Origin of the sequence: Pseudomonas fluorescens (genome assembly GCF_902497995.1) — a bacterium.
Classification (GTDB): Bacteria; Pseudomonadota; Gammaproteobacteria; order Pseudomonadales; family Pseudomonadaceae; genus Aquipseudomonas; species Aquipseudomonas fluorescens_BK.
This window is the reverse complement of sequence record NZ_CABVII010000005.1, coordinates 237,916-264,426: the sequence shown is the minus strand read 5'-3', so window position 1 is coordinate 264,426 and position 26,511 is coordinate 237,916. Positions and strand designations below refer to the sequence as shown.

The 26,511-nt window shown below is 58.9% G+C and carries 25 protein-coding genes; 6 read left to right on the top strand and 19 right to left on the bottom strand.

The features are described from left to right. Positions 1 to 51: 51 nt before the first annotated feature. From F8N80_RS08475 to F8N80_RS08465, 3 genes are all read right to left on the bottom strand, one after another. Complete coding sequence (locus F8N80_RS08475; RefSeq protein ID WP_150783673.1) at positions 52 to 1,344, bottom strand: NAD(P)/FAD-dependent oxidoreductase; 1,293 nt, start codon at positions 1,342 to 1,344, stop codon at positions 52 to 54. Then, positions 1,341 to 2,429, bottom strand: a complete 1,089-nt coding sequence (locus tag F8N80_RS08470) for a polyamine ABC transporter substrate-binding protein (protein WP_150744136.1) — start codon at positions 2,427 to 2,429, stop codon at positions 1,341 to 1,343. The genes F8N80_RS08475 and F8N80_RS08470 overlap by 4 nt, the downstream gene beginning before the upstream one ends. Before the next feature lie 183 nt (positions 2,430 to 2,612). Further along, positions 2,613 to 3,971, bottom strand: coding sequence for a glutamine synthetase family protein (locus F8N80_RS08465; protein ID WP_150744137.1), 1,359 nt, complete (start codon positions 3,969 to 3,971; stop codon positions 2,613 to 2,615). Between the two features lie 161 nt (positions 3,972 to 4,132). Between F8N80_RS08465 and F8N80_RS08460 the strand changes: the two genes are divergently transcribed. Continuing rightward, a complete protein-coding gene (locus tag F8N80_RS08460) occupies positions 4,133 to 5,053 on the top strand; it encodes a helix-turn-helix domain-containing protein (protein WP_150744138.1) in 921 nt (306 codons plus the stop codon). 104 nt (positions 5,054 to 5,157) lie between these two features. Here the strand turns inward: F8N80_RS08460 and F8N80_RS08455 are convergent, their stop codons facing one another. The 3 genes from F8N80_RS08455 to F8N80_RS08445 form a co-directional block, all read right to left on the bottom strand. Continuing rightward, positions 5,158 to 5,598 (bottom strand): N-acetyltransferase, encoded by a 441-nt coding sequence (locus F8N80_RS08455; RefSeq protein ID WP_150783672.1) that lies wholly within the window; start codon positions 5,596 to 5,598, stop codon positions 5,158 to 5,160. A 542-nt stretch (positions 5,599 to 6,140) separates the two neighbouring features. Continuing rightward, a complete protein-coding gene (locus F8N80_RS08450) occupies positions 6,141 to 7,232 on the bottom strand; it encodes a DUF3616 domain-containing protein (RefSeq protein WP_150783671.1) in 1,092 nt (363 codons plus the stop codon). A gap of 335 nt (positions 7,233 to 7,567) precedes the next feature. Further along, positions 7,568 to 8,224: a dTMP kinase gene (locus tag F8N80_RS08445; protein ID WP_150783670.1), complete on the bottom strand. Its 657-nt coding sequence runs from the start codon at positions 8,222 to 8,224 to the stop codon at positions 7,568 to 7,570. Positions 8,225 to 8,540: 316 nt separating this feature from the next. On the opposite strand from F8N80_RS08445, the gene F8N80_RS08440 reads away from it, so the two are divergent. After that, a complete protein-coding gene (locus F8N80_RS08440; RefSeq protein ID WP_150747457.1) occupies positions 8,541 to 9,506 on the top strand; it encodes an endonuclease in 966 nt (321 codons plus the stop codon). Between the two features lie 101 nt (positions 9,507 to 9,607). Here the strand turns inward: F8N80_RS08440 and F8N80_RS08435 are convergent, their stop codons facing one another. Further along, positions 9,608 to 10,576, bottom strand: a complete 969-nt coding sequence (locus F8N80_RS08435) for a DNA replication terminus site-binding protein (RefSeq protein ID WP_150747458.1) — start codon at positions 10,574 to 10,576, stop codon at positions 9,608 to 9,610. A gap of 408 nt (positions 10,577 to 10,984) precedes the next feature. Between F8N80_RS08435 and F8N80_RS08430 the strand changes: the two genes are divergently transcribed. Together F8N80_RS08430 and gfa are read left to right on the top strand one after the other, a co-directional pair. Next, positions 10,985 to 12,085 carry an ATP-binding protein gene (locus F8N80_RS08430; RefSeq protein WP_224790662.1) on the top strand — a complete coding sequence of 367 codons (1,101 nt, stop codon included), beginning with the start codon at positions 10,985 to 10,987 and terminating at the stop codon, positions 12,083 to 12,085. 63 nt (positions 12,086 to 12,148) lie between these two features. Beyond that, a complete protein-coding gene (gene gfa, locus F8N80_RS08425; RefSeq protein WP_150747460.1) occupies positions 12,149 to 12,727 on the top strand; it encodes an S-(hydroxymethyl)glutathione synthase in 579 nt (192 codons plus the stop codon). A gap of 52 nt (positions 12,728 to 12,779) precedes the next feature. Here gfa and F8N80_RS08420 read toward each other — a convergent pair whose 3' ends face one another. Next, positions 12,780 to 13,652, bottom strand: coding sequence for a DNA-binding protein (locus F8N80_RS08420; RefSeq protein ID WP_150747461.1), 873 nt, complete (start codon positions 13,650 to 13,652; stop codon positions 12,780 to 12,782). Positions 13,653 to 13,730: 78 nt separating this feature from the next. On the opposite strand from F8N80_RS08420, the gene F8N80_RS08415 reads away from it, so the two are divergent. Beyond that, positions 13,731 to 14,882: a tyrosine-type recombinase/integrase gene (locus tag F8N80_RS08415; RefSeq protein ID WP_150783668.1), complete on the top strand. Its 1,152-nt coding sequence runs from the start codon at positions 13,731 to 13,733 to the stop codon at positions 14,880 to 14,882. Between the two features lie 12 nt (positions 14,883 to 14,894). On the opposite strand, the gene F8N80_RS08410 is transcribed toward F8N80_RS08415, so the two are convergent. Next, on the bottom strand, positions 14,895 to 15,557 hold the full coding sequence (locus F8N80_RS08410; RefSeq protein WP_150783667.1) for a hypothetical protein: 663 nt from the start codon (positions 15,555 to 15,557) through the stop codon (positions 14,895 to 14,897). A gap of 363 nt (positions 15,558 to 15,920) precedes the next feature. On the opposite strand from F8N80_RS08410, the gene F8N80_RS08405 reads away from it, so the two are divergent. After that, positions 15,921 to 17,573, top strand: a complete 1,653-nt coding sequence (locus F8N80_RS08405; RefSeq protein ID WP_440131183.1) for a sigma 54-interacting transcriptional regulator — start codon at positions 15,921 to 15,923, stop codon at positions 17,571 to 17,573. 39 nt (positions 17,574 to 17,612) lie between these two features. Here F8N80_RS08405 and dmpG read toward each other — a convergent pair whose 3' ends face one another. The 10 genes from dmpG to F8N80_RS08355 form a co-directional block, all read right to left on the bottom strand. Then, positions 17,613 to 18,632, bottom strand: coding sequence for a 4-hydroxy-2-oxovalerate aldolase (dmpG, locus tag F8N80_RS08400; protein WP_150747858.1), 1,020 nt, complete (start codon positions 18,630 to 18,632; stop codon positions 17,613 to 17,615). Continuing rightward, the gene (locus tag F8N80_RS08395; RefSeq protein WP_150747859.1) at positions 18,629 to 19,591 is read right to left on the bottom strand and encodes an acetaldehyde dehydrogenase (acetylating); all 963 of its coding nucleotides are present in this window, start codon (positions 19,589 to 19,591) and stop codon (positions 18,629 to 18,631) included. The genes dmpG and F8N80_RS08395 overlap by 4 nt, the downstream gene beginning before the upstream one ends. Beyond that, the gene (gene mhpD, locus F8N80_RS08390) at positions 19,588 to 20,397 is read right to left on the bottom strand and encodes a 2-keto-4-pentenoate hydratase (RefSeq protein ID WP_150783665.1); all 810 of its coding nucleotides are present in this window, start codon (positions 20,395 to 20,397) and stop codon (positions 19,588 to 19,590) included. The genes F8N80_RS08395 and mhpD overlap by 4 nt, the downstream gene beginning before the upstream one ends. A 20-nt stretch (positions 20,398 to 20,417) precedes the next feature. Beyond that, on the bottom strand, positions 20,418 to 21,299 hold the full coding sequence (locus F8N80_RS08385) for a SphA family protein (RefSeq protein ID WP_150747861.1): 882 nt from the start codon (positions 21,297 to 21,299) through the stop codon (positions 20,418 to 20,420). 48 nt (positions 21,300 to 21,347) lie between these two features. After that, entirely contained in the window at positions 21,348 to 22,169 is an 822-nt protein-coding gene (locus F8N80_RS08380) for an alpha/beta fold hydrolase (RefSeq protein WP_150747862.1), read from the bottom strand. Between the two features lie 41 nt (positions 22,170 to 22,210). Beyond that, entirely contained in the window at positions 22,211 to 23,131 is a 921-nt protein-coding gene (locus F8N80_RS08375) for a catechol 2,3-dioxygenase (RefSeq protein WP_150747863.1), read from the bottom strand. Between the two features lie 5 nt (positions 23,132 to 23,136). After that, on the bottom strand, positions 23,137 to 23,454 hold the full coding sequence (locus F8N80_RS08370; protein WP_150747864.1) for a 2Fe-2S iron-sulfur cluster-binding protein: 318 nt from the start codon (positions 23,452 to 23,454) through the stop codon (positions 23,137 to 23,139). 10 nt (positions 23,455 to 23,464) lie between these two features. Continuing rightward, positions 23,465 to 24,526 carry an NADH:ubiquinone reductase (Na(+)-transporting) subunit F gene (locus F8N80_RS08365; protein ID WP_150783664.1) on the bottom strand — a complete coding sequence of 354 codons (1,062 nt, stop codon included), beginning with the start codon at positions 24,524 to 24,526 and terminating at the stop codon, positions 23,465 to 23,467. A 9-nt stretch (positions 24,527 to 24,535) separates the two neighbouring features. Then, complete coding sequence (locus tag F8N80_RS08360; RefSeq protein ID WP_150747866.1) at positions 24,536 to 24,886, bottom strand: phenol hydroxylase subunit P4; 351 nt, start codon at positions 24,884 to 24,886, stop codon at positions 24,536 to 24,538. A 76-nt stretch (positions 24,887 to 24,962) separates the two neighbouring features. Continuing rightward, positions 24,963 to 26,480 carry an aromatic/alkene/methane monooxygenase hydroxylase/oxygenase subunit alpha gene (locus F8N80_RS08355; RefSeq protein WP_150747867.1) on the bottom strand — a complete coding sequence of 506 codons (1,518 nt, stop codon included), beginning with the start codon at positions 26,478 to 26,480 and terminating at the stop codon, positions 24,963 to 24,965. Between the last annotated feature and the right edge of the window lie 31 nt (positions 26,481 to 26,511).

The window sequence follows — 26,511 nt, the reverse complement described above, 5'->3', positions numbered from 1 at the left end:
GAGCGGGCTTGCTCGCGAAGGCGGCCTGTCAGGCAACCAATGGCTTCTTCGTCAACCGAGCAACTCGCGCAGCCGATACCAGAACATACCGAGGGCGAGCAGGGGCGAGCGCAGCATCGGCCCGCCAGGAAAAGTCATGTGCGGCACGGCGCTGAACACATCGAACCCCTGGCTGTGTCCGGCATGGATCGCTTCGGCCAATAACCTGGCGCACCAGTGGGTCACATTCAGGCCATGGCCCGAATAACCCTGGGCGTAAAACACGTTGGGATGCTGGCGCAAGCGCCCGACCTGGGGGAAACGGTTGGCGGTGATGCCAATCTTGCCGCCCCATTGATAGTCGATGCGCACGTCGGCCAATTGCGGGAACACCTTGAGCATGTGCGGCCGCATATAAGCCTCGATGTCTGCCGGATCGCGCCCGGAATAATGGCAGGCCCCGCCAAACAGCAGGCGTCGGTCCGCCGAGAGCCGGTAATAATCAAGGCCGACTTTCTGGTCGCACAACGCCAGGTTCTGCGGGATCAACTGCGCTGCAACCTCGGGCGCCAAAGGCTCGGTGGCGATGATGTAGCTGCCCGCCGGGAGCACCTTGCCACTCAGTTTCGGTTCGAGTTCTTCCAGGTGCGCGTTGCACGCCAGCACCAGTGTGCCGGCGCGTACCGTGCCAGCGGCACAGCGCGCCTGTACGGTACTGCCATGAATCAACTCCAGTACCGGGCTTTGCTCGAAAATCTGCACGCCGAGGGTTTGTGCCAGTCGCGCTTCACCGAGGACCAGGTTGAGCGGGTGCAAGTGCCCCGAGCCCATGTCGACCAGACCGCCGGCATACACCCCGGAGTCCACCACCTGCTGTCGGATCTGCTCCGGCCCCACGAGGCAGGTTTGATGGGCGTAACCCGACTCGGCCAGACTTTGTTGCTCTGCCTCGAACGCGGCGAACTGTGCCTTGGTATTGGCCAGCTCACAGAAGCCCCAGCGCAGGTCGCAGTCAATCCGGTGTTCGCGGATGCGGTTGCCCACCAGTTCCACCGACTCGATCCCGGCGCGCTCGAGATAACGCACGCCTTCTTCACCGACATACCGGGCAAAACCGCTGACGTCATGGCCGACCCCGCGGATCAACTGACCGCCGTTGCGCCCGCTGGCGCCCCAGCCGATCCGTCGGGCTTCCAGCACAATCACCGAGAGTCCGCGCTGCGCCAGTTCGATTGCCGTGTTGACCCCGGTGAAACCGCCGCCGATCACGCACACATCGGCGACCAGATCCTCGTCCAGCGTGGGGTAGGGCGCCATGCTTGTCGCTGTCGCCGCGTAATAGGACTGCGCGTGTTGGTTGTTCATTGGTTGGACTTCACTTTGCTCCAGGAACGGGTCATCAGTCGCATGATCGGCTGGGGCGGGGTGGTCGAGATGTAGAGCTTGTCGAGGACTGCCTGGGGCGGATACACCTCTGGATTATTCACCAGTGCGGCGTCCATGTAGGGCTGGGCAGCCGGGTTCGGGTTGGCGTAACCGACCGAAGCACTGACGTTGGCGATCACGTGCGGGTCCAGCAGGTTGTTGATGAACGCATGGGCTTGTTTCTGGTTGCCGGCATCGGCGGGAATCGCCAGCAAGTCGAACCACAGGTTGCTGCCTTCCTTGGGTATCGCGTAAGCGATGTTCACCCCGTTGTTCGCTTCCTTGGCCCGGTTGGCGGCCTGGAACACGTCCCCCGAGTAACCGAAGGCTACGCAAATGTCGCCATTGGCCAGGTCCGACACGTACTTGGAGGAATGGAAATAGGTGATGTAAGGGCGAATGGTCAACAGTTTGGCTTCGGCTTTTTTGTAGTCCTCAGGGTTCTCGCTGCGCGGGTCCATGCCCATGTAATTGAGGACCGCAGGGAACACTTCATCGGCCGAATCCATCATCGACACGCCGCACTGGCTGAGCTTCTTCAGGTTTTGCGGTTCGAAAAACACCGCCCAGGAATCGATGCGGTCAATGCCCAGCACCTGCTTGACCTTCTCGACGTTGTAGCCGATGCCGTTGGTGCCCCACAGATAGGGTACCGAATGCGCGTTGCCCGGATCGTTTTGCTCCAGCAACGCCAGCAGTTTGGGGTCGAGATGCTTGAAGTTGGGCAACTGCGAGCGATCCAGCTCGAGGAAGGCACCGGCCTTCACCTGGCGGGCGAGGAAGTGGTTGGACGGCACCACCACGTCGTACCCGGTGCGACCGGCGAGCAACTTGCCCTCCAGGGTCTCGTTGGAATCGAATACGTCGTAGATGACCTTGATCCCGGTCTTGGCCTGGAAATCGGCGAGGGTGGTCTCGCCGATGTAATCGGTCCAGTTGTAGACGCTGACGCTTTGCCCGGCCTGCACTGCGGTACTGAACAGCATGGCCAGCGCGACCGGGAGCATGGATTTCAATAGATGCATGGCGACACCTCTTATAGTTGTTGAATTTTTATTCAGGTGTTTCTCTGGTGTTCTCTACCCCATGTGGGAGCGGGCTTGCTCGCGAAAGCGGCGTGTCAGGCGACATCATTAGTGACTATGGCGCCGCCTTCGCGAGCAAGCCCGCTCCCACAGGGGACTGTGATCTAATCGGGGAGTGAGGTCTCAGACACTAAGCAACAGAAACTCCCGCTCCCAGGAACTGATCACCCGCTTGAAGTTCTCGTGTTCGGCGCGCTTGACCGCGACGTAACCGCGCACGAACTTGCTGCCCAGGTAGCGGCCGACGGTTTCGCATTCCTCCATCTGCGTCAGGGCGTCTTCGATGGTGATCGGCAGGCGCAGATTGCGCCGTTCGTAGGCACGGCCCTGGACCGCAGCGCTTGGTTCAATGCGTTCGACCATGCCGAGGTAGCCGCACAACAAACTCGCCGCAATCGCCAGGTAAGGGTTGGCATCAGCGCCCGGCAAGCGGTTCTCCACGCGCATCGAATCCGGCGTGGAGGTCGGTACACGCAGGCCGACGGTGCGGTTTTCTTCGCCCCATTCGACGTTGACCGGGGCCGAGGTGTCCGGCAGGAAGCGGCGGAAGGAGTTCACGTTGGGCGCGAACATCGGCAGCACTTTGGGGATGTACTTTTGCAGGCCGCCGATATGGTGCAGGAACAGCTCGCTCATGTTGCCTTCGGCATCGGCGAAGATCGGCCGGCCGCTGGCGATATCGACCACGCTCTGGTGAATGTGCATGGCGCTGCCAGGCTCATCGCCGATCGGCTTGGCCATGAAGGTCGCGGTGACGTTGTGCTTGAGCGCCGCCTCGCGCAAGGTGCGCTTGAACACGGTGATCTGGTCGGCCAGGTCCAGCGCGTCGCCGTGACGGAAGTTGATTTCCATCTGCGCCGGGCCGTCTTCGTGGATCAAGGTGTCGAGGTCCAGGCCCTGCAGTTCGCACCAGTCGTAGACGTCCTCGAACAGCGGATCGAATTCGTTGGCGGCGTCGATGGAAAACGACTGCCGGCCACTTTCCGCACGGCCCGAACGGCCCAGCGGCGCCTTGAGCGGCAAGTCCGGATCTTCGCAGCGCTGGGTCAGGTAGAACTCCATTTCCGGCGCGACAATCGGCTTCCAGCCTTTGTCGGTGTACAGCTGCAGGACTTTCTTCAGCACGTTGCGCGGCGACAGTTCGACCGGGTTGCCGAACTTGTCGAAGGTATCGTGGATCACGATGGCGGTCGGCTCGATGGCCCACGGAATCACGTAAACCGCATCGGAAACGGGCTTGCACACCATGTCGATGTCGGCCGGATCGAGCAGGTCGTAGTAGATGTCATCGTCGACAAAGTCCCCGGTTACCGTTTGCAACAGCACACTTTCCGGCAAGCGCATGCCTCGCTCATGCAGGAACTTGTTGGTGGGTGCGATTTTGCCGCGTGCAATGCCCGTCAGGTCGCTGACGACGCACTCGACTTCGGTAATCTTGTGATCTTTCAGCCAAGTGAACAGCTGATCGAAAGGGACATTCATAAAGACCTCGTCATTGGTTTCATTAACGCCGGGGAGGGTGGTTTCATCCACCACACACTTCCCCTGTGGCGCGTTGACGACTATCTTGGGCGAGCCTTGCCGATCCATCTATCCACTTTCAGCAGCACCAAAACGCACCAAACGAGTGCGTAAGGTCTCCCATGACAGCGTCCAGTCCGTTACAGGTCCAAGCCTTCAACACCGAAGATGTCGCCGAACAGATCCGCGCCACACCCGGTTGGGTCCAGCACTACCAGCAGATGTCGCCGGGTCATTTCGCCGGACGGGTGCGCTACCTGGACCTGCAAGGCGTGGAGATCTACGAGGAACACATGAACACCCGGGTCGAGCAGAATTTCAGCGCGCCCGAAGGCTCACTGGCGTTCTGTTTCGATCGCAGCGATAACGCGCTGTACGTGTTGAATGAAGAAAGCCGCAACATCTGGATCACCCCGCAGAACTACCAGGAAATCGCCGTGGTGTTCGGTCCGGCGTTCGTTCAGCGTCACGGCCTGGATGTCGAGCGGCTTGAAGGGCTGTTCATGGCGCCGCTGAACTCGGGGCAAAACGCGCTGTTCAGCCGCTGGTTGAGCGGGACCCTGACCCGGCTGGCGCAGACACTCGATCCGCCGAGCAAGGAGGCATTGACCCAGCAGCTGCTGGAGGACTGCCTGTACATCCTCGATAATGCCTGCGTCTGCCTCGATCGCGGAGGTCTGCGGCGCCGCGCCGAAGAACGCGCGGTCATGAAGCGTATCGGTGAATGGGCGGCCGACGTTCCGGAAGAAACCCTGAACCTGCTGGCGCTTTCTCGGGCAGCCGGGGTGTCCCTGCGCCAGTTGCAGCAGGCGTTCAAGGCCTACACCGGCATGACGCCCAGCCATTGGCTACGCTTGCGCCGGCTCAACAGCGCGCACCGTGAACTGCTAAAGCGCTCGCCCATGGAGACCACGGTGGCCGAAGTGGCGATGCAGTGGTCGTTCTGGCACCTGGGCAGGTTTTCCAGCAGCTATCGGGCGTTGTTTCAAGAGTTGCCAAGTGAAACGCTCAAGCGTAGCTGTCACGGGGCCCGGGTTGGGTAGGGCGTTGATAATTTGATACAGCGGAATTAACGAGCGGATATATATAACTCAACTAAATAGATTTTTAGTTTAGTTATAATATTTGGTTATTTAAAGAGAAGGTGTCAGGCCCTGGCGATGGCATTAGCGGTCGCCATCAGGTATTCGGTCTGTCCTGTTTGAGCGTCAATTTGCTCTTGAACCACGACACAACCTTGCGATAGGTAAAAGGCGCAACCCGGGGTGTTTTCCTTGTAAACCGTCAGGGTCAATTGATTGCGCAAGGCTTTTGCATGCTTGAGTAACTGCTTACCCAGGCCCTTGCCTTGAAATGCGGGGTCTATGAACAGCGCCGCAAGCTGGTTGTCCAGCAACGAGCAAAACCCTAAAACCCTGGATTGCTCCTCGATCACATAAGACTCTGATGCCGGGATATAGATGTTACGCAGCGTCTCCACATGGGATTGCCAGTGCGCAGCCTCTATAAAGTCATGGGCTTTTAGCGAAGCGCTGAGCCAGATGTCCAGAATGCGTTCCATATCATGCTGCTCAAATGCTCTTATCATTTCGGATTCCTGTGCGGAGTGTCTGCCTGCAGATTCGATCAATGCCAAGTTCGCGAGTATGAGCAACGTCATCGACGCTAGCAACAAAGCGTCTTCAGTGAAGTCATGGAACAGAATGGGAAATAGCGTGGAGCAGATGTCATCAGAGCATCGACAATTTACAGGGTCGGCCAGAGAGGGATTGCCAGCCTTGAAATCTGACCTCATCGACCCTGATGCACCAATCCTTTGGTTCGCATAATGTATATTATGTTAAATCGCGTATTGAGTGGCGGGTGCTCATGCTGATTAACGCCCGCTTCGTCCAAACCTCCGCTCTTAAATGAATACACCGTGATCACATCAACAATCGAGATTTTTCTAATGCGCTCCTACGTGAAATCTGCAGCAACGCGCGGGCCGTTGCCCTCAACATTTCACGCAGGCTTACGCCCGTAGCCGCTGCCGAAGGCTGCGCTGGCCCTCAAGCACACCGCATCATCATGGATTCACCCAAGCATCCCGCGCGCTGAAGAGCCTGCGCTGAAAACACACGGACGGACCTAATTCAGGATGAACAGGTCCCCTTCCACATCCGTAGCGCCGTGTTTACGACACTTCGCCGCGGAGTCGTAGAGGATCAGCAGAACCTCCCCAAGCTGCTCTCCCGATTCGAACAGACACATGCCCTCAGCGTGATCATTGCCTTGCCCGAAAGGCACCTTCAGCACTTCCTCCAATTGATCCGTAAAGACCACGCTTTCCTCGTCGGACGCGAAACCGCCGCGCCAGCGGAAGACCGTTACCGGACCGTCCAGGTCCATGGTGGGACCCGCCAGGATCAGCAGATCGTCGCCGCTCGTGCACAGGTCACGCACTCCCAGGCCGTTTAGTGCGAAAAAGTGCTTCCGGTAGCGGCGCCCATCCGGGCTGATCTTCTTAAGCACCAGCGTGTCAGTCGAGTCGTCGCTCAGCTCGGGCTCGATCTCCAGCAGCACAGCCCAACCGCGAAGGACCGGTCCACGCAGCCCCAGCAAAAGGCGTGAGCCGATCACCGCCAACCCTTCGATATCGAAGCCGTTGTCTTTACCCGGGATACGCAGGAAGTCGCATAGCTGATCATCTCCAGCAATTTCCGTGGTCAGGTCGTTACCGACCTTGTTGCCATGTAGCTGCGCCGCCGTACGTCCATCGGTGTCCACCTTCCTGGCGAGTACATAGCCGTCGTTCTGCTGTACCACAGGGATGCGGGCCAGCAGAAAGCGATTGCCGTCGGCCTCTACCGTCGATAGTCGCTTGATATTTCTCTGCGCAGGGTTGTCGACCTCGGCCTTCTTTCGCTTCAGGCTATGGGAGCCCACCACCCAGAGGTAACCACTGTCCTGGGCATAGGCCAAGCCCTCGATATCGATCTCGGCGTCTTGATTCGGTAGGGGCAGGTCCAGATAGTCCAAGAGCTGGAACGATTGGTGCTCATCGCACCTCACGACGTCGCCGGGTGCAGCATCCTGGATTTTCAGGCGTTCCAGGTTCGTGGTTTCGTCGTTGGCCACCCAAAGTGAGTCGCCAATCTGCTGAGCGACCGAAAGGCCATCGCGCAACGACGCAAACGCCGGATCAAATCTCAACTTCGCAGCATTGCTTCGGACGCTCATAAGCCTCTCCTGTCCACATGGCGCCGCGCGCCGAACATTCAGAACCAGATTTTCCGCGCCTTCTTCGTCCAGTCCTTGCGCTCTTCCAAGCCGACCTGTTCACCGTTGATGGCTTTGGTTACTCCCATGACGCTGTCCCGGTCCGCGTACTTGTTGCAACCAATCCTGCGGTTACAGTTAGCGCGTTTGGTTACGGTAGTAGAAGAAGGTGACGTTGACCAATCTGTCTGTCGGGCCCAATCCCAAACCACCAGAGTTTGTGGTCGAAGCCCTTCTGACCGAACTGCAGGCAGCCAGCTGGCGACGGATCGAGAGATAGCAAGCGGCAAGCGTGTCTACGTGATCGCATCAAGGCCGGCGCCGCGAACTTCGCCTACGGGGCATCGAAGCACTCTATAGATCTCAGAAATCACCTGCATCGTTGCGTCTTCGATCGTTCCTTCATTACGGCATAAAACCCAGCCGTGATCTGCAATCGCTCGCTCGAACGCCTTGGTACAAGCGACATGCTCTTCCAGGTTATGGATCACAGTACTGCCCAACCCGCGAGATCGTGCCTCTGCCCTCGCCCATGAAACATCAGGGGCGGTGACAACCCCGACATGCAGGTCTGGCACTCGCACGTTTCGATCGATGTTCAACTGTAGAATCTCTGCAAACGGGACTAGCCGGCGAAACGCGGCATCAGACGGGTACCAGCGATCGATCAAGATGATGCTGCCCGGTGGCTGTTTAGTCAGCACGTGCTGGGAAATCCAGGTACGGCTATCAGCAAAGCGCTCACAAACCCCCAACTCCAAATCCCGGGTGGGATTTCTGACGAGTTTGTTAACGAGGGCCATTGTTTCACCCCTATAGGGATCGCTTTTTTTCTCGCAAAGTCGGATCACCTTCTTGTTGTCTGCCCTCAGTACTTTCGTAACGGCCTCCAACAGTGTGGTTTTGCCGGTTCCCTTGGGCCCATCTAGAGAAACAAACAGCGGGCGATTCATTCTTCAAATAACGATTGGTATACGGCTGTTCCAAGACTCAAATCGTGTAATAACATCTTGTGTCCTTAACTATATAATATAAGCAGTGAGTGCGTAGCAACGCGCTTTCAAGCCCTGAAAGCTTTTTCCGTTGTGCCACATAAACCGTATGAGCAGCTGGTCGCCCGGCTACCGCTTGGCGCGACTACGCGAAGCGAGTGGAGGGTTCTTACGAACAGACATTGATGAACATTCTAACCTGAAGGCACGTCCTTCCAGCAATTGCTGGATGAGTCGTGCGTATAATGCGTTTCCTTTCAATTGCTTAAGCTGTCCAATGAAAAAACTGCTTTCCGTAGTAGCACTGGCCCTCTCGGTAATCACCCCCGCTTTTTCAAGCCCTCCATCGACCTTTTCCGAAGCCAAGGTCATCGCAAAGCAAAAAATCTACCTCGACCAGGCGAACAGTGCCTTTGGCGAGTTGTATTGTGGTTGCAAGTGGACATGGGTAGGTAAGTCGGGTGGCCGGATTGACGCTGAATCTTGCGGCTATCAAACCAGGAAACAACAGAACCGTGCTGAACGGACTGAGTGGGAACACATCGTTCCTGCCTGGACATTCGGTAATCAACGCCAATGCTGGCAGAACGGTGGTCGAGAGCACTGCGTAGACGATGATCCAGTTTTTCGAGCAATGGAAGCAGACCTGTTCAACCTCTACCCATCCGTTGGAGAGGTGAACGGCGACCGTAGCAATTTCAACTACGGTATGGCTTCCGGAGTGGCGCCGCAGTATGGGCAGTGCAAAACGCGAGTCGATTTCGATCAACGATCGGCGGAACCGCGTGACGAGGTTAAGGGGCTAGTCGCCAGGACAACCTTTTACATGTTCGACCGATACAATCTGAACATGTCTCGTCAGCAGCAACAGCTCCTGATGGCCTGGGACAAACAGCACCCCGTTTCGGCTTGGGAGAAAGAGCGTGATAGGCGCATTGCGACAATCATGGGGTATTCCAACCCGTTCGTAACCGGTGACCGTCGATGGACGCAAGGATACAAGGCGGTTGGTGATGGAGTGGGTAGCGCCATTCCTGTGAATCCCCCGCGAGCAGCAGCCCAGCCGTCCCTGGCAAGCACAAGCGGAGCAGGTTCGATCATTGGCAACCGGAAAAGCCAGATCTATCACCTGTCAATGGGGTGCCCTGGTTATGGTCAGGTGTCGGCGAAAAACCAGATAACTTTTGATTCTGAATCTGGAGCCCAGGCGGCGGGATATCGGAAAGCGGGCAACTGTAAGTAGCATCTTTCCAGCTCTACTGAGAGAAGTCGGTTTGCATCTTGCGCAGTTTGGCGGGGCCTCCGAGGAAGTCACGGGGCGATTGCGGCAGGCAGCGTAGTCGCCTATTTCGAATTTTGAAGGCTCTCGCTCTGTCCGTAGGTTGATGCAATACCGTCGAGATGTGCACCTTCCTCCGCTGGTGGTGTTTTAGGCTCATCACTGGGTAGAAAAAATCTTCCTCCTGGTAGGGCTGCTCGGCGATTCTTTTGATCTGGCCGCTTGGCTGTGCGCGCCTGGCTGTCGAAGTCTTTCAGGCCAACCACTTTGGGTTCTACGTTGCCCTGGAGTACGAAAATTGGAAGGTTTGCGTGAACCATAGCGTCGTATCGGCTACTTCCCGAGAACCAAAGCATGCACCGAGGGTGAGGTGCTACCTGCTTGGGATAGTCAAGCATATCGTCATCACTCAGATTGGATAGGGCTCGTAAGTCCATCCATTCGGGCGTTTGCTCAATGGCAATACCTTCACGCTGGGCGCGACCTTGAGCCTCGGCAAGCAAGTACTCGCGTAGCCCCCCTACCCCAACTTTCTCCTTCCCGGAAGTGTGCCCGGCCCATGTAAACGTAATCTGTCGCGGGGTGGCGTCGAAGACTTGAATGCACCGTTTGAGTTGATTCAGGGAAAAATCTTTACCCAGGGAGCGGCGCATAATGTGCGATCGGCGACTTATCGAGACATTTTGGGCGACTCGCTCGGCTTCGATAGCAGCCTGGAGGGCTGCTTTGCAGCGGTTGACTGCCCTGCCCTGTTCAAGGACAGAACTGCTAAGGATGAAGTATCCCGGCAACCGCATGACCGTTCCTGGTGCTTGGCCAATATCACGCTCGAACTCACGGAACGCTGCCCGACTGGCATTCACTGCCGCAAGGCCAGTCAGGTGTTTGACAGGAATATACGATGGAGTTTTCTGGGTATTCAAGATTGGAAGCTGCCAAACATGTCCGGCGCAAACCAAGGGTGGCCACGCAGCGTCAAAAATGGCGAGAGAACTCAATAGTTCCTGATATGCGGCTTTGACGGTGTCGGGCATTGGGAAACCTGCGCAATAATACCACCCCATCACTTAGGGTGGCTCATAGCGTCCACCTTACCTTATAACCCTGCCCCGCCGCTCTGGCGCTGCGCGCCGTGATCAACAAAACATACGACGGATATCGAAACACGGGCGAGGAGTGAAGGGGTGGTATTATCGAATGCCCAATTGATATCGACGGCTACGCGGTGATAAAGGCCCTCGCCGGAACACCGCGACCCACCCTATAATCTGTCTATAGTCACTCTATAATCGGCCATAAAAACTCACAGCCCTCCTGTAAGCCCTGATTATAATTGGTCTATAATCACTCTATAATCAACTATAGACTTGAATGTGAGGCCTGCAATGACTGAAACCCTCTTTCACCGTCCGGCCTTGGCTGCGCGGCTTTCGAAGCTGATCATGCAGGTCGCCGTGGGCAGTTCGGCCAGTTCCGGTGTCTTTCTGGCAGCGCCACGACGCACCGGCAAATCCACTTTTGCCCGTGAAGACCTGCGGCCCGCCCTGGAAGCAGCAGGGGCGATTGTGCTGTATGCCGACCTGTGGAAAGACCTGACGAAAGACCCCGGCCTGGTCATCGTAGAAGCCGTCCGCGAAGCGGTTGGGCGTAACGATGGGTTCATCACACGGCTGGCAAAGTCATCCGGCATGGAGAAGGTCACTGTCGGTGGCTTGAATTTCAGCCTGGACAAGATCGGGCTCGGAAAAGACATCGATCTGACGACTGCGCTGGTGGCGCTCTCCGATGAATCGCGAAAGATCATCGTCCTGATGATCGATGAAGCGCAGCACGCGATAACAACGAGCGAAGGTGTAGCGGCCCTGTTCGCCCTCAAGGCGGCAAGGGACGAACTCAACAGTTCGAAGCATCATGGCCTTCGCATCGTCTGCACCGGATCGAACAGGGACAAGCTGGCCATGCTGCGCAACAGTAAGGATCAGGCCTTCTTTGGCGCTTCCATGGTGCAGTTCCCCACCCTGGATCAAGACTTCATCGATTGGTTGTGTGCCAACCTTGATCTTCCCTGCGCGCTCGATCCAGCAGAGGTGTTCCAGCTATTCAAGGAAAGTGGCTACCGCCCTGAACTGCTCGGCGCGGCGGCTGACGAAATCCGCTTTGACTTCACCATTGACCCTGAATCCATACCGGCACGGTTCACTGAGCTGGTTCGAGCGCAAGCTGATGAGTTGTACGCGAACCTCAAGAAGGTGATCCATGGCCTCACCCCTATCCAGTCTGCCGTTATTCGCGTCATGAGCGTGAAGGGCGATCACTACGCACCCTTCGAGGCTCCGACCATGGCGCTGTACGCCAAAGCGCTGGAGCAGGCGGGGATTGCCGCCAGCGAAATAAAGGTTGAAGTACCGGGTGTACAGCAAGCACTCATTGCCTTGCAGGAGAAGAAGTTGGTTTGGAAGGCTTCGCGAGGTGTGTATGCAGTCGATGAACATGTGATTGTCGATCTGCTTCGTGCCGATGGCCTGCTGGGAGGTTTGTCCTGACTCAAGTGTTTTCGCGTACGATAATCCGGTTGTTCCTCTGACACCATGAAAGGAGAAGCCAACGTGAGCACCTTGAAACTTCACCCTGCACTGGACAACGGTATCCAGCCCGCCGCCGCGAATTTCACCGGTGGCACCCTGCAATGCCTGTGTGCGACCGACAAGGTCGAGGTCAAGATCGACGCACAAACCCTGCATAACCACGCGTGCGGCTGCAGCAAATGCTGGAAACCGCAAAACGCGATATTCTCCGTCGTTGCCGTGGTCCCTCGGGACAAGGTCAGCGTCACTGCCCACGGTGAAAAACTGGCCATTGTCGACGAAACCGCCACCATCCAGCGGCACGCCTGCAAGCAGTGCCACGCCCATCTCTTCGGGCGCATCGAGAACAAGGACCATGGGTTTTATGGCCTGGACTTCGTCCACACCGAGCTCTCGCCCCAAAGTGGATGGGCAGCGCCGAGCTTCGCAGCGTTCGTGTCCTCCATCATCGAAACCGGCACACCGCCAGCGCAAATGAAGGCCATCCGTGAGCGCCTGCGCTCGATCGGCCTGGAGCCCTATGACTGCCTGTCGCCGGACTTGATGGACGCACTGGCGACTCATGTCGCCAGACAGAAAGGCCTGCTCCCCGCCGCCTGATTGATCGGCCGCCGCGGTTTCTTCGCCGGACCGCGGCCCCGAGTACCGGTGTTCAACCAGAGCTTTGTGCCGCGGGCGTTTTCCGTGCACGCGCTTTTCGCTTGGCGGGCGGCGCTTCGCGCACCTGCATCAGTTGCTGCTCCAGGGTATCGGCACGGGCCTGCTGTGCCGCGGCACGTTGTTGGGTTTGGCTGAGCTCGGTTTGGATCGACTCCAGCCGCCGTTGCAATTGCTCGACTTGCCGTCCGACGGTCTTGAATTGGGCGGAAATGGCTTTGCCCTGCTCCCGGGCATGGTCGACCTCGCGGTGCGCACGATCCTCGACCCCGCGTATATAGGCTTCTTGCGCAACGCGCTCCTGCTCGGACTTGAGCCGCAGCGCCTGTAGATCCTGCTGTGTTGCCTGGACGTGCTGCTGCGCCTCGCTACGCTCGTACAGCAAACCTTCACGCTGTTGCTGCAAGTCCTCGATCTGCGTCTGGCGCTGCGCCAGCAGCAATTCCAAATCAGCCAGGCGCGACTCGGCCGCCTGACAACCGGCCACAGCCTCCGCCGCGTGCTGGCGAAACTGCGCCGCATCCTGACGCGCCTGGTCCTCGACCGCCGCTACTCGTTCGCGCTCTGCCTCCAGCACTTGGCGCTGCGATTCTACAGCGAGTTCGGCAGCGCCCTGCGCCAGATGAATCGCCTGCTGCCAGACCATCACGAACGCCTGTGCCACCTCACCCGGCAACGCCGGCAAGCGGCTCTCGCCACTCAGGCGATGCGCCAGCCGATCCCACCAGACGTCAAGTAGTCCACCCACCCGTGCTGGACTGCCGCGCCCCAGTTCCAGACGCACACGCTCCACCGTTGGCCGTTCGCCCCGCGCCAATACCGCATCCGCGGCGGCAAACACGTCGTTTTCGGGAACCCCTACTGCCATGACTCATCTCCGGCTATATTAGGTCTGATAATAAAATGTTATCCGACGTTATTTTTTGATTATTGGATTTATCATACGTTGAACGTATTAAATATTACAGATCAGTTGACCTTGGTCGACGAAACGCCGTTAGACCTGCATTTCCTCGCGAACAACGCCCAGGAAGCGGCGGCGGCCTTTATTGCCGCGGGCACCGCGGCGAATACGGTGCGCAGCTACCGCAGCGCCCTCGCCTACTGGTCGGCCTGGTTGCAGTTGCGGTACGGCCAGGCGCTCGGGGATGCACCCTTACCGGCCACGGTGGCCGTGCAGTTCGTCCTCGATCACCTCGCCCGCCCGCTGGCCGATGGCGGTTGGGCGCATCTGCTGCCACCGGCGATCGACGCCGCGTTGGTCAAGGCGCGGGTCAAGGCCAAACCGGGTCCGTTGGCATTCAACACGGTCAGCCACCGCCTGGCCGTGCTGGGCAAATGGCACCGCTTGCAGGGCTGGGACAACCCGAGTGAAGCGTCGGCGTTGAAGAGCCTGCTGCGCGAAGCGCGCAAGGCACAGTCGCGCCAGGGGGTGAGCGTGCGCAAGAAAACGGCCCTGGTGCTCGAGCCGCTGCAAGCGCTGCTCGCCACCTGCACCGACGGCGTGCGCGGGACCCGTGATCGCGCCCTGCTCTTGCTGACCTGGAGTGGTGGCGGCCGGCGGCGTTCCGAGGTGGTCGCCCTGCAGGTCGGCGATGTGCGAGCGCTGGATGCCGACACTTGGTTGTACGCCCTGGGCTCGACCAAGACGGACACCGGCGGCACCCGTCGCGAGAAGCCGCTGCGCGGACCGGCAGCCCAGGCGCTTGCGGCGTGGCTGGCCGTCGCGCCGGCCGAAGCCGGCCCGCTGTTTCGCCGCTTGTACAAGGGCGGCAAGGTCGGCACCACGGCTTTGTCGGCGGACCAAGTCGCCCGCATCGTCCAGCGTCGCGCTCAGCTCGCGGGGCTGGAGGGGGATTGGGCCGCGCACAGTTTGAGGTCGGGGTTTGTCACCGAAGCCGGTCGCCAAGGGGTGCCGCTGGGTGAGGTGATGGCCATGACCGAACACCGCAGCGTCGCCACCGTCATGGGCTATTTCCAGGCAGGTAGCTTGCTTGATAGCCGGGCGACCGATCTGCTTACCCGCCCTGCCGCGGGGGCAGATGCCACGCAGGCGGTGATGAGCGCCCTACGCACAGCTACCATCAAGCGCAGGTAGGTTACTTTCTGCTCATCCGCCGAGCGCGATGATCGCGGTGATGAGAACGGCCCCGGTGACTGCCATCGCAAGACCGCCTTGCAAGGGTTTTGCGCCGGCATACTTCGAGAGTATCCAACCGGCGATGAACAGTATCCCGAGTCCGACCAGATTAGACACGCGCACGGCGAGCGCCGTCTGGTCGAGCAACAGAAACGGCACTACAAGCGGGAATGTCGAGAACACCACCAACATGAAAACGCCGACAGCTCCCCTGAAATCATCCCAACCGAGACGCGGCTGTACCGGCATGGATGAATACTCGACCACGCGGTGGCGCAGGAATTCCAGCTCCTCAGGGCGGACCACTGCCGCGATATGCGTAGGTAACGCCTCGGCAATGAGCGCTTGGCCGGCAGCTGCATCCGTCGCACCGAGCAGGTTGGTACGAAGCGTACGGTTGCGTGTGCGCTCGATCAGGGTTCGCAACAAATACATCGCGGCGTCCGCGAGTCCCCAGGCGAGGTTGCAACCCAGCGCGGCGATCATCATCGTGCGCTCTGCCTCCTGGCCAGACGTGGCCACGCTGATTGTTCCGGTGAAGGTCATTGCCATGAGCAGGCCGAAGATGACCTCCGTGACACGATCGACCGGATCAAGTACACGGGCCCGCTTTTGCTCTCCAGTGCTTTGCATGCGCTCATCCTCGCCACGGCGTCAGCGTGATGCTCTTTGCATCAGGTCACAGGCCAGGGCACGGGTGTTTTTTCCAGGGCAGTTTCAACTCACTTCATTGTAGTTTTAAAAGATTTTTTCGCCTCTGTGGCCACATTGATCAGTCAAGGCGCCTCTTTGCTGTGGTCTTTGAGCTTCTGCACTGCCTCGTCTTTCGCCGCATTGGCTTGCATGATCAATTGATAGGCTCACACGACGGAAGTTTTAGCTTCTTGTCGCTTAAAAAAGCTCGCCTGCATACAATCCCCGCATCTAAAAATAATAGGCATCCACGTCATGAAAAATGCCGTTCGTCTTAACGGATGGGAACAAAGCTCGCCGGGCATTGCAGAGGTTGCTTCCCGTCTTCGCTTTTCTTTCCAGACTGGCCAGATTTGGCTTGATGAAGAACGCATGGTTTTGATGCACTCCTCCGCTCTTTCCGCGCTGCGCAAGGAGCTGATCGATTCGCTGGGTGTCGAACGCGCACGCGGGATTCTCACCCGGGTCGGCTATGCCGCGGGTTTGCGTGATGCGAAAATCGTACGAAGCAGTTACCAAGGTCTGTCCGATCTGGAACTCCTGCACAAAGGGCCATTGCTCCACGCCCTGGAAGGCATCGTCAAGGTCGAACTGCAGGCTGTGGAGATCGACATCAAGGGTGGCCTGTACTATATCGACGCGCTATGGCGCAATTCGATCGAGAACGAGATTCACCATACCCTCTACGGCGCCAGCGACCAGCCTGTCTGCTGGAGTGAACTGGGCCATGCGACAGGTTACGTCAGCGGGCTGATGGGCCGATTCATTCTGCACAAGGAAGTCGAAACCGGCCTGAACAGCTGCCGCTTCATTGGCAAGCCGGTCGAAGACTGGGACGACGTCGAGGACGAGCTGCGTTATTACCAGACCGACTCGGTGGTCGAGCAACTGCTTTCCCTGCAGAGTCAGGTGGATGACTTGCGATCGACACTGCCCGAACACGTCCTTCCCGGTGACCTGATCGGCGAAGCACCTTGTTTCAAACAGGCCTGGTCCCTAGCCCAGAAAGCCGCCGCCAGCCCGGTGACTGTGCTGCTGTTGGGTGAAACCGGGGTGGGCAAGGATGTATTCGCCCGCGCGATCCACAATGCCAGCCCACGCGCCGACAAGGCATTCGTTGCCGTCAACTGTGGGGCGTTACCCGGCGAGTTGATCGAGTCCGAGCTGTTTGGCATCGAAAAAGGTGCGTACACCGGGGCGCAATCGTCACGCGCAGGGCGCTTCGAGCGGGCCGACGGCGGAACTCTGTTCCTGGACGAAGTCGGCGAGCTCAGCATGGGTGCCCAGACCCGCATGCTGCGTGCACTGCAGTCTGGCGAAATCGACCGGCTCGGCGACACTACTACCCGTAAAGTAAACGTGAGAGTCATCGCCGCAACCAACGTCGACCTTGCCGACGCCGTCAGCAAGGGTACCTTTCGCAAGGATCTCTTCTACCGGTTGAATGTTTTCCCTGTATCGATACCGCCGCTGCGTGATCGCAAGGAAGACGTGTATTTGCTGGCGGAGCGCTTCCTCGACAAGTTCTCCGCGCGCGAGGGTAAACGCGTACGCGGGCTGACCGACAAGGCTCGCCACGCCCTGCTGGCCCATGATTGGCCGGGCAATGTGCGGGAGCTGGAGAATGTGATCGAACGCGGCATGATCCTGGCGCAGCACGATAGCCTGATCGATGCATCGACCCTGTTCATGTCGCCCATTGATCCGCTGCACAACGAAGTCACCACCGGACTCAACCGTGACGGGCACGTCGGGAATGAGCAGCGAGAAAGCCGGGCCGTGGACATTTTCCTGGACCACCTTCTCGACCAACGCATCACTTTGGAGAATCTGGAGGCCGTGGTAGTGAAGGCGGCCATCGAACGCTGCGACGGCAATCTCAGTGCCGCCGCGAGGTTGTTGGGCTTGAGCCGTGCGCAGATTGGCTACAAGCAGAAGAAGTTCGACCTGGAATGAAACGGCGGACAACCTGTCCGCCGTGAAGGGGAAAGGTTTTTATCCTGTGCGCAGCATATCCAGCGCGACATCGACAATCATGTCTTCCTGGCCCCCGACCATCCGCCGCTTGCCCAGTTCGACAAGGATATCGAAGGCCGACAGCCCATACTTCTGTGCCGCCGCTTCGGCATGCCTGAGAAAGCTCGAGTACACGCCGGCGTAACCCAGCGCCAGCGTCTCGCGATCGACCCGAACCGGCCGTTCCTGCAGCGGCCGAACAATGTCCTCGGCGGCATCGATCAAGCGTTTTACCTCACAACCGTGATTGAGTCCCATGCGTTCGGCGGCGGCGATAAAAACCTCAAGCGGCGCATTGCCCGCACCCGCCCCCATGCCGGACAGACTGGCATCGATACGATTGCAGCCGTGCTCCAGCGCCACCAGACTATTGGCCACACCCAGGCCCAGGTTATGGTGTGCGTGCATCCCGGTCTCGGTGCGAGGATCCAGTACATCCTTCATTGCCTTGAAGCGTTCGGCAATGTCGTACATGTTCATGGCCCCGCCGGAATCCACCACGTAGATGCACTGGGCGCCATAACTCTCCATCAACCGGCCCTGCTCGGCCAGCTCCTGGGGCGTGCTCATATGGCTCATCATCAAAAAGCCGACGGCGTTCATGCCCAGGTGGCGCGCGTACTCCAGATGTTGCCGGGCAACGTCCGCCTCGGTGCAGTGAGTGGCGACGCGCACGATCCGGGCCCCGGCATCGTAGGCAGCCTTGAGGTCATGCACAGTGCCAATACCCGGCAGCAGCAAGGTGGCCAGCTGAGCATGCTTTAGCTCATCGGCGACGGCCTCGATCCACTCCAGGTCGGTATGGGCGCCAAACCCGTAATTGAAGCTTGAACCCTGCAGGCCATCGCCGTGGGCCACTTCGATGCTGTCCACCCCGGCGGCATCCAGCGCGCGAGCAATGGTGCGCACCTGATCAAGGCTGTATTGGTGGCGCACGGCATGCATGCCGTCGCGCAAGGTCACGTCGCAGACGTAGACTTTCCGGTTTTTGTCGATCATTGCTGGTCTCCCGTCGCAGCACGCTGCGCTATTCGGACTTCGGCAAACCGCTCAGCCGCCGACAGTGCGGCGCTGGTCATGATGTCCAGGTTACCGGCATACGCCGGCAGATAGTGGGCTGCACCTTCGACCTCGAGGAAGATCGACACTTTGAGCCCCGCGATTTTTCCCAATCCGGGAATATTCAACGGACGATCGGCACCGAAGTGCTCGAATTGCACTGCCTGCTTGAGACGATAGCCGGGAACATAGGCTTGCACGGCGCTGGCCATTTCGGCCACCGATGCACGAATCGCCGATTGGTCGGCCCCCTCCTCGACCAGGCAATACACGGTGTCGCGCATCATCAGCGGTGGCTCGGCCGGGTTCAGCACGATGATCGCCTTGCCACGCTGGGCACCGCCGACTTCGACAATGGCCCGGGACGTCGTCTCGGTGAACTCGTCGATGTTGGCCCGGGTGCCCGGGCCGGCGGATTTACTGGCGATGGACGCCACGATCTCGGCGTAATACACCGTCGCTACCTGCGACACCGCGCGCACCATGGGAATGGTGGCCTGGCCGCCGCACGTTACCATGTTGATATTCGGCGCATTCAGATGATCATCCAGGTTGACCACTGGCACGACGTAGGGGCCGATCGCAGCCGGCGTGAGGTCGATGACCTGCACGCCATGGGCCTGCAAGCGTTCGTTGTGGCAAGCGTGGGCGCCCGCCGAGGTCGCATCGAAAGCAATGCGGATGTCCTTGAAATTGGGCAGCGCCAGCAGGCCTTCAATACCTTCGGCGGTTGTCGGCACCCCGAGGCGGGCGGCACGGGCCAGCCCATCGGAGGCCGGGTCGATACCGACCATGGCGCCCATTTCAAGATACCGGGAGTTGCGCATGACCTTGATCATCAGGTCGGTGCCGATGTTGCCCGAGCCAATGATGGCGACGGGAATACGCGGTTGGCTCATGACTTGGCCTCCAGTGATGAAAAGCTGGCGCGCACGCGCCCCAGTCCTTCGATTTCTGCAAAATAATCAGCGCCGGCACGCACTGGACGCATCGGTCCCAGCGCACCCGTGAGCAGGATGTCGCCGGCGCGCAAGGGCGTGCCGAGCTTAACCATGCGATCGGCCAGCCAGCAGGCGGCATTCAGCGGATTGCCCAGGCAGGCGCTGCCCTGGCCATGGGAAACCTCGACGCCGTTTTCGGTCAGGCGCATTGCGCAGTCCACCAGATCGAAGCGGCTCAGGGACGTTGGCGAGTTACCCAGCACGAACACACCGCACGAGGCGTTGTCAGCGATGGTGTCGGTGAGGCCGATGTTCCAATCGGCTATGCGGCTGTCGACGATTTCCAGTGCCGGCAAGGCATAAGCGGTAGCGCTGATCAAATCGGCGAGGGTATGTCGCTCGAAAGTCAGGTCGCGCTCCAGGACCAGCACGATCTCCGCCTCGACCTTCGGTTGCAGCAGGCGGTCAATGGGAATCTGTTCGTTGTCGCCAAAAGCCATGTCGGCGAACAGGCATCCATAATCGGGCGAATCAACGCCCAGCTGACGTTGGACCGCGACGGACGTCAGGCCGATTTTACGACCGACGATACGTGCGCCTGCGTCCAGCCGCCGCTGCACGTTCAACTGCTGGATGGCGTAGGCGGTCTCGACAGGATTATCACTGTACCTTGCGATGTCCTCACGCAATGGCTCGCAGGGTTGGCGCGCACATTCGGCGGTTATCAGGCTCTCGGCCAGCATTTCCAGGTGGGATTGAGTCATCACGATGTCCTTTGCAGAGGCTAGAAAGCCCAGACGAATTTGAGCCAGGTGGCATTGCCCTGGGGACGGTTTTCAACAGCGGTTTCCTGGAGGTATTTGGCTTCCAATGACCATCCTTGGCCCTGGTAGTGCACGCCGGGACCATAGGCCACGGCCTGGCCGCGAAAGCCGATGTCATCACCGCTCACTTGGTCGGATTCAAGCTGTTTGAAGACGTAGCCTTCCAGGGCCAGCGTCAACTTGGGCGCCACTTTGTAGCCCATGCTGTAGTCCCCAGCGATGTAGTCGCCAGAGTGGTAATCGGTGGCGTCGTTCTTCGAGTTGATGCTGTAGGAGATCTTGGTGGAGAGATCCCACCCATCAGGCTGGCTGTAGCTATAGGCGAAGATCGGTCGCGCGGTGTAGTAATTCTTGCCGGCATTGGCCATGTGATCGCGGTCGTAATCACCGGTGGGCAACACCGCTTCTACGGCCGCGACCCAGTGGTGATTGCCGTTGTGCCAAGCCAGCAGCGAGGCGACGATAGAATCGCCCATTGCCCGCCGGGAGTCCCGTTCCCCCGCCATGCTTACGCGCAGATCCACCAGCGGCAGTGCAGCATAGAAGCCCAGCTGACCACCCAGGATCTGCTGATTGGTCATCCAGACCGGCCGTGGCACGAGGGCATCAACGTTGAGCCCGAAGCCCGGAATCAGGGAATTTCCGTTTTTATCGACAAAGCGCGAAGCGTGATAGTTCTCGTAGTAGCTCAGCAGGTAGACCCCGGCCGGAGGCAAAGCCCCGGCCATGACGCCTTCTGCGCCCAACGCGTAGGAATCGGCACCGTTTTCGGTGGCCCAGACGCCGCCGGCGCACAAGCAACCTGATAAAGCCAAGGCCAGGCGGTAGCGATTACAGTTCATGGTCAGTCCCGTTTTTATTGTTGTGGACAGGGTCGTGGAGCGCATCGGTCACTCTGAGAGGAAGTCACCTACCAGGCGCGCAAAGCGGGAGGCATGCTCGATCTGCGCCCAATGGCCACATTCGCCAAACACATGCAGCTGCGAATGTTCGAGCCAGTCGAGCAGGGTCAACGAGGTCTGCAGGGGAATCACCTGGTCGTCGCGACCATGAATGATCAGCGCCTGCTGCTGCAGGCCGCGAATGGCTGCCTCAGGGCTGGCCAGCGCATCGATCCAGCGCTGGCGCGGTGCAGGAAACAGTTGCGAGAAGGACTCCTGGAAGCCCGGGCGGATACTCGCCTCATAGCGCAACTGCGCGAGTTCATCGGTCACCAGCGCCCGGCTGTAGGCGAAGATGTCCAACAGCCCGCGCATAGTGTCCAGAGAGGGGGTGTAACCCCAGACAGCGTCGAGCCCCTTGGTCAACTCGAACGGCACGCCCACGCTGCCCATCAACACCAAACGACGCACCCGCTGGGGGTAGGCAATGGCAAAGGCCAGGGCAATCCCTCCACCGAAGGAGTTGCCGACCAGGTCAACTTGTTCAAGGTCGAGGGTGTCGAGCAAGTCATTGATCTGGCGCACCCAGACCTCCTTGCTGTACTCGATGCCTTCGGGGCGCTCGGTGTAACCGAAACCCACCATGTCGGGGGCGATCACCCGGCGCTGTCTGGCCAGCTCGGGCATGATCAGGCGCCAATTGGCCCACGCGGTAACGCCTGGGCCGGAACCGTGGATCATGACGACAGGGTCACCCGTTCCGACGTCGTGGCAATTGGTAGTGAAGTTGCCTGTAGTCAGGCTGTGGGCCAGTTCAGGATTGCTGCTCATGATGGGGGTTCTCCATGATGGGGTCGAAAGGTTGATGACGTTCAGGTCACGACATTGAGGAAGGTTTCGTTGAGCTTGCGCTCGTGAAAGAACAGCGCCCTTGGCAGTTCATCGGCCGTCCAGGTCAGCACAGGTCGGTCCGGGTACCAGATGTAGCCGCCGCTGAAGACTTCGTTGCGATTGCCTGAGGGGTCGAAGAAGTACAAGGTTTCGCCACGGGTGATGCCATGGCGGGTTGGACCGATCTCGTGGGCCACGTCGTGGTCGGCAATGGTGTCCGCCGCATCAAGCACCTGCGCCCAGGATTCGACGAAAAAAGACATGTGGTGGAGCTTGCCCTTCACAGGCCCGTGGATGAATGCGACATCGTGAGGTTTATTGCTGCAGGACAGAAATACCGCCACCTTGTCATCACCCGCCACGATCTGTTCGGTCAGTTCAAAGCCCAGGACCTCGGTGAATAACCGGTAGCTGCCCAAGACATCGTCACCGATCAGTGCGCAGTGGTCGAAGCGGCTGGGATGGATGCCTTTCAGGTTGGCGGCCTTGATGCCGGGATTGGTCGTCGGCATCCCATTGCCCTGCAATACCTTGTGCGCATACAGCTCGAAGACATGGCCGGTGGGTGCCGTGAAGCGCAGTCGCTGTCCAGTCCCCGGATGTTCGCCGGCGGCAATCCATTGGCTGTCCAGGCCAAACTCGGTAATGGCCTGCTCCAGTTGATGCAGCGTTGTCTCATCCGCCACCTTGAACGCCATGTAGTCCATGCCTGGAGCGTCGGCTTCGCGCAGTACCAGGCTATGGTGGTCGTGCTCATCCCAAGCCTTGAGGAACACCCTGCCCTGCTCATCGCGAGCGGTTTCCAGCAAGCCCAGCACGTTCACGTAATGATGCACCGCAGCGTTCAGGTCGAGCACCCGTATGGCAACGTGGCCAGGGCGCAGAACGGCTTTCCTATTCATGGCGTCTACCTCTTGTTGTTTTGTGGGTGGGCCTGTTCTCGGCCCTTCAAACCAAGCACGCAAATCTGCAGATCACTCTCCGGGTAGAGCCGACACGCCAACGCAATACCCATGCCCTCCTCGGCCTCGCTGATCTGCTCGCGACTCATTCGCTGGCAGTGGTAGCGCCCGCTGAGTACCTGCACGCGACAAACACCGCAACCACCCCCTCGACAACCCAGCGGGATGCCTTTGCGGGCCAGCCGTTGCATGCCCTGAAGCAAGTTGCGCTGGCCATCGCAGTAAAATTGCTCCTGTCCATCGCACAGTTGTATGAGGTGCATGCCGGCCTCCTCAGATGTTGCGGAACAACGGGCTGCGGGTTGACTGATTGGCGTCGGCCGCGCTCAGGAACTTCTCCAGGTGGATATCGCGTTCGAACAGTCGTCCACGCATCAGGCTGCGGATGGCCGACTCGATCATCGGAGGAGGACCGCACAGATAAGCTTTGTGATCGCGAAAATCGTTGGCGAAGGTGAGCTCGGCCGCCTCGTGTACGAAGCCTCGCGCACCGCTCCAGTCGCTGTGTTCAGGCTCGTCGGAGAGCACCGGTATGTAGCGCAACTGTGGATAGCTTTGAGCCAGTTGCTCAAATAGCTCGGCGTAGTACAGCTCTGCCCGATTGCGCGCACCGTGGAACAGGGAAATGGCTCTCGTATCTCCGGCTTCCAGCAACTGGAGGATCATCGATTTGGGGCTGGATAGCCCCGAACCACCGGCCATGAAAATCACCGGATTGGGATCGGAGTGGCGGGTAAAGAAACGACCCAGCGGACCGCTGAACTTCAACGTCTGTCCGACCTGCAGTTGCTCATGCAACCAAGTGGTGCCAACGCCGCCCGGGACCTTGCGCACATTCAACTCGATCAGGCTCGATTGCGAAGGAACGCTGGCAATCGAAAACGCCCTCGGCTCGGCCAGGCCGGGCACATACAGATTGATGTACTGGCCGGCCTGAAATTCGATCTCGTCGTTGTCGACCTTCAGGAAAATGCCGCGGATGGTCGGCGTCAGCTCCACGATCGAATGCACCGTCGCTTCAAAGTCGCGCAAGGCGATCGCCTTGGCATCCGGTTCCTCGTCGATCTCTACCTCAATAGTCAGATCGGACTGCGGGATGGCACAACAGACCAGCGCCTTGCCTTCACTGCGTTCCATGTCCATCAAGGCAAAGGGTGATGCTTCGCCAAGCTCAACTGCACCTTCGAGCACCTGCACTTTGCAGGTCGCGCAGAGGCCGTGACAGCAGGCGTGGGGAAGCCAGATGCCGGCGCGTAACGCCGCGTCAAGGAGGGTCTGACCCTCCTCCACCTCGATGACCTGGCCAAGCGGTTCGATAGTCAATTCGTAGCTCATGACGACCTCTCAGATTCCATCCAGGTTGGGGGTGCGCAACGTAATGAACGCCTTGTGACCGATGCCCAGACTGGCAAAGGTGGCGTCGGGCTGCGGATTCAACGGCTGACGCTCGAAGCCCCATTGCACCTGTTGCCAGTCGATGACGGCCCAGTCGGGATGAGAGGCGAAAACGCTCTGCTGGAGGGTTTTTTCGATGAAGTCGCCAAAGCCTTGCTCAGGGTCGACCAGCACCGCGATGGGCGCACAAATACTCAGGTGGCCGATCCACTCGACAAAAATCAATTGCTGTCCGTTGAACTGATCTACGGCGTCGCGAGCTTCACCACGGTAATCGGGTTTGAGCGCTATAACAGGCATGAGAGTCTCCTTGACGGTGCTCGCAAGCACCGCCTTATTGTTATTTCGGGGAGTCTTTTTTGGGTAGGTACCCGGTTTACAGACCTTTCCAGAGTTTCCAGTTGCGTGCGTCGGCCGAGGCCTCGAAAGCACCTGTGTCACTGCCCGGATCCAGGTAGGACCAACGAATCACATCATCGATGCCCGGGCCGCCAGCCTTGCCCTTGAGGATCTGCTGCACCGGCATCCAGGCCTGGATATACTTCTCGGGTTCGTCGTCGAAGATGTCCTTGCAGCCGTCAGAACAGAATTGATAGCGCTCATCCTTGTACTTGCTCTCACGCTGACGGCGGATCAGAGGCGCATCGGGCTCAGTGAATACCATCGGAATCTGACAAACCTGGCACAGACAAGGCAGGCTGGTGTTGAACCAGCGCTCGCCAGCGTCTTCCTGTTTTTTCCATTGCTCGAAGCGCGGGCGGTAAATCTTGTCGAAACTGTCGGGATACTGTTCGGCAAGCCAATCCATTTCCTCTTGCTTGGGCAGCCAGCCGTGTACGCCGGTGCCCCAGCAGTATTGGTAGAACATGCTCCAGGCCTGATGCGTGATGTGATCCTTTTCCTTGACCGAATCTTCCCAGTACTTGGGCTTGCGAATGCCATAGCGCTCGAGGTCGGCAAACAGGGCACCGCCACTCTGCTCGAAATAGATCTCCCAACCTTCGCGCCAGGACATGATTTTCTTCGGCAGCATGTAGTCCATCATCATGCCGACCAGCGTCAGCAACCGGTAGCCACGCCAGAACCACTTATCGATCCACTTCTGTACGATCGGTACGTTGGCCGGATCCTGCTCGAGGATGAACTTGATCACCTCCAGCCCCAGGGTCATGTGCCGCGCTTCATCGGACTGGGCGGAGAAACCGAAGGTCACTGTCGCCATGTCACCGTTGTAGGCCGCACCAGACATGAACGGCATGAACAGAAGATTGGTCAGCACGTACTCGAACGAGAACGATATCGACACCAGGTATTCGAAAGGTCCCGCCGACATGGCATCGTTGATGAACGACTTGGGCACCGAGAGATACCACAGCCGATCGAAATTCTGCGGCCAGGAATGGAAGCCGTTGAAGTAGCGGTTGTAGTGGCTCAGCGTATGAACCTGGGTCTGGCAATGCCGCAGTTCGTCGATGGCCTGCATCTGGCAGGCGACCCGTGGTCCTACGCCACGCAATTGCCGACCGACCATGGCAAAGCCGCGATGGGCGTTGTATTCGATGGGCGTGACGCCGGTCAGAAAAAGTTTGAGGGCGTTGATATAGCGCGCATCGGTCACATTCAAGTGGCCGTTGTTTTGCGCGAAGGCATCGATGATCGCGTAGAGCTTGCGCTCTTTTTCGGACTGGTATTTCCAGTAGGCATCCATAGTCAGGCGGAAGGGATCTTCCCATTTGTCCCAATCGTGAATCTTGATGCCTTCGAACTTGTCGTGCGGGAAAACCTCGTCCATCGGTACATAGCTGGTTTCCCAGCCCAGGTCACGGGTCATCAGGCCGTATTTGTCTTTCAGGCTGAGTTTGCGCGCAGCACCGACATTAGCTTGCGAGTTCATGGTTTCTCTCCGTTGTTGTTCTTATGGATCG

Excerpts from the sequence above, each read along its gene's own strand:
- F8N80_RS08475 (WP_150783673.1), bottom strand. The coding sequence starts at position 1,344 with ATGAACAACCAACACGCGCAGTCCTATTACGCGGCGACAGCGACAAGC.
- F8N80_RS08470 (WP_150744136.1), bottom strand. The coding sequence starts at position 2,429 with ATGCATCTATTGAAATCCATGCTCCCGGTCGCGCTGGCCATGCTGTTC.
- F8N80_RS08465 (WP_150744137.1), bottom strand. The coding sequence starts at position 3,971 with ATGAATGTCCCTTTCGATCAGCTGTTCACTTGGCTGAAAGATCACAAG.
- F8N80_RS08460 (WP_150744138.1), top strand. The coding sequence starts at position 4,133 with ATGACAGCGTCCAGTCCGTTACAGGTCCAAGCCTTCAACACCGAAGAT.
- F8N80_RS08455 (WP_150783672.1), bottom strand. The coding sequence starts at position 5,598 with ATGATAAGAGCATTTGAGCAGCATGATATGGAACGCATTCTGGACATC.
- F8N80_RS08450 (WP_150783671.1), bottom strand. The coding sequence starts at position 7,232 with ATGAGCGTCCGAAGCAATGCTGCGAAGTTGAGATTTGATCCGGCGTTT.
- F8N80_RS08445 (WP_150783670.1), bottom strand. The coding sequence starts at position 8,224 with ATGAATCGCCCGCTGTTTGTTTCTCTAGATGGGCCCAAGGGAACCGGC.
- F8N80_RS08440 (WP_150747457.1), top strand. The coding sequence starts at position 8,541 with ATGAAAAAACTGCTTTCCGTAGTAGCACTGGCCCTCTCGGTAATCACC.
- F8N80_RS08435 (WP_150747458.1), bottom strand. The coding sequence starts at position 10,576 with ATGCCCGACACCGTCAAAGCCGCATATCAGGAACTATTGAGTTCTCTC.
- F8N80_RS08430 (WP_224790662.1), top strand. The coding sequence starts at position 10,985 with ATGCAGGTCGCCGTGGGCAGTTCGGCCAGTTCCGGTGTCTTTCTGGCA.
- F8N80_RS08420 (WP_150747461.1), bottom strand. The coding sequence starts at position 13,652 with ATGGCAGTAGGGGTTCCCGAAAACGACGTGTTTGCCGCCGCGGATGCG.
- F8N80_RS08410 (WP_150783667.1), bottom strand. The coding sequence starts at position 15,557 with ATGCAAAGCACTGGAGAGCAAAAGCGGGCCCGTGTACTTGATCCGGTC.
- dmpG (WP_150747858.1), bottom strand. The coding sequence starts at position 18,632 with ATGATCGACAAAAACCGGAAAGTCTACGTCTGCGACGTGACCTTGCGC.
- F8N80_RS08395 (WP_150747859.1), bottom strand. The coding sequence starts at position 19,591 with ATGAGCCAACCGCGTATTCCCGTCGCCATCATTGGCTCGGGCAACATC.
- mhpD (WP_150783665.1), bottom strand. The coding sequence starts at position 20,397 with ATGACTCAATCCCACCTGGAAATGCTGGCCGAGAGCCTGATAACCGCC.
- F8N80_RS08385 (WP_150747861.1), bottom strand. The coding sequence starts at position 21,299 with ATGAACTGTAATCGCTACCGCCTGGCCTTGGCTTTATCAGGTTGCTTG.
- F8N80_RS08380 (WP_150747862.1), bottom strand. The coding sequence starts at position 22,169 with ATGAGCAGCAATCCTGAACTGGCCCACAGCCTGACTACAGGCAACTTC.
- F8N80_RS08375 (WP_150747863.1), bottom strand. The coding sequence starts at position 23,131 with ATGAATAGGAAAGCCGTTCTGCGCCCTGGCCACGTTGCCATACGGGTG.
- F8N80_RS08370 (WP_150747864.1), bottom strand. The coding sequence starts at position 23,454 with ATGCACCTCATACAACTGTGCGATGGACAGGAGCAATTTTACTGCGAT.
- F8N80_RS08365 (WP_150783664.1), bottom strand. The coding sequence starts at position 24,526 with ATGAGCTACGAATTGACTATCGAACCGCTTGGCCAGGTCATCGAGGTG.
- F8N80_RS08360 (WP_150747866.1), bottom strand. The coding sequence starts at position 24,886 with ATGCCTGTTATAGCGCTCAAACCCGATTACCGTGGTGAAGCTCGCGAC.
- F8N80_RS08355 (WP_150747867.1), bottom strand. The coding sequence starts at position 26,480 with ATGAACTCGCAAGCTAATGTCGGTGCTGCGCGCAAACTCAGCCTGAAA.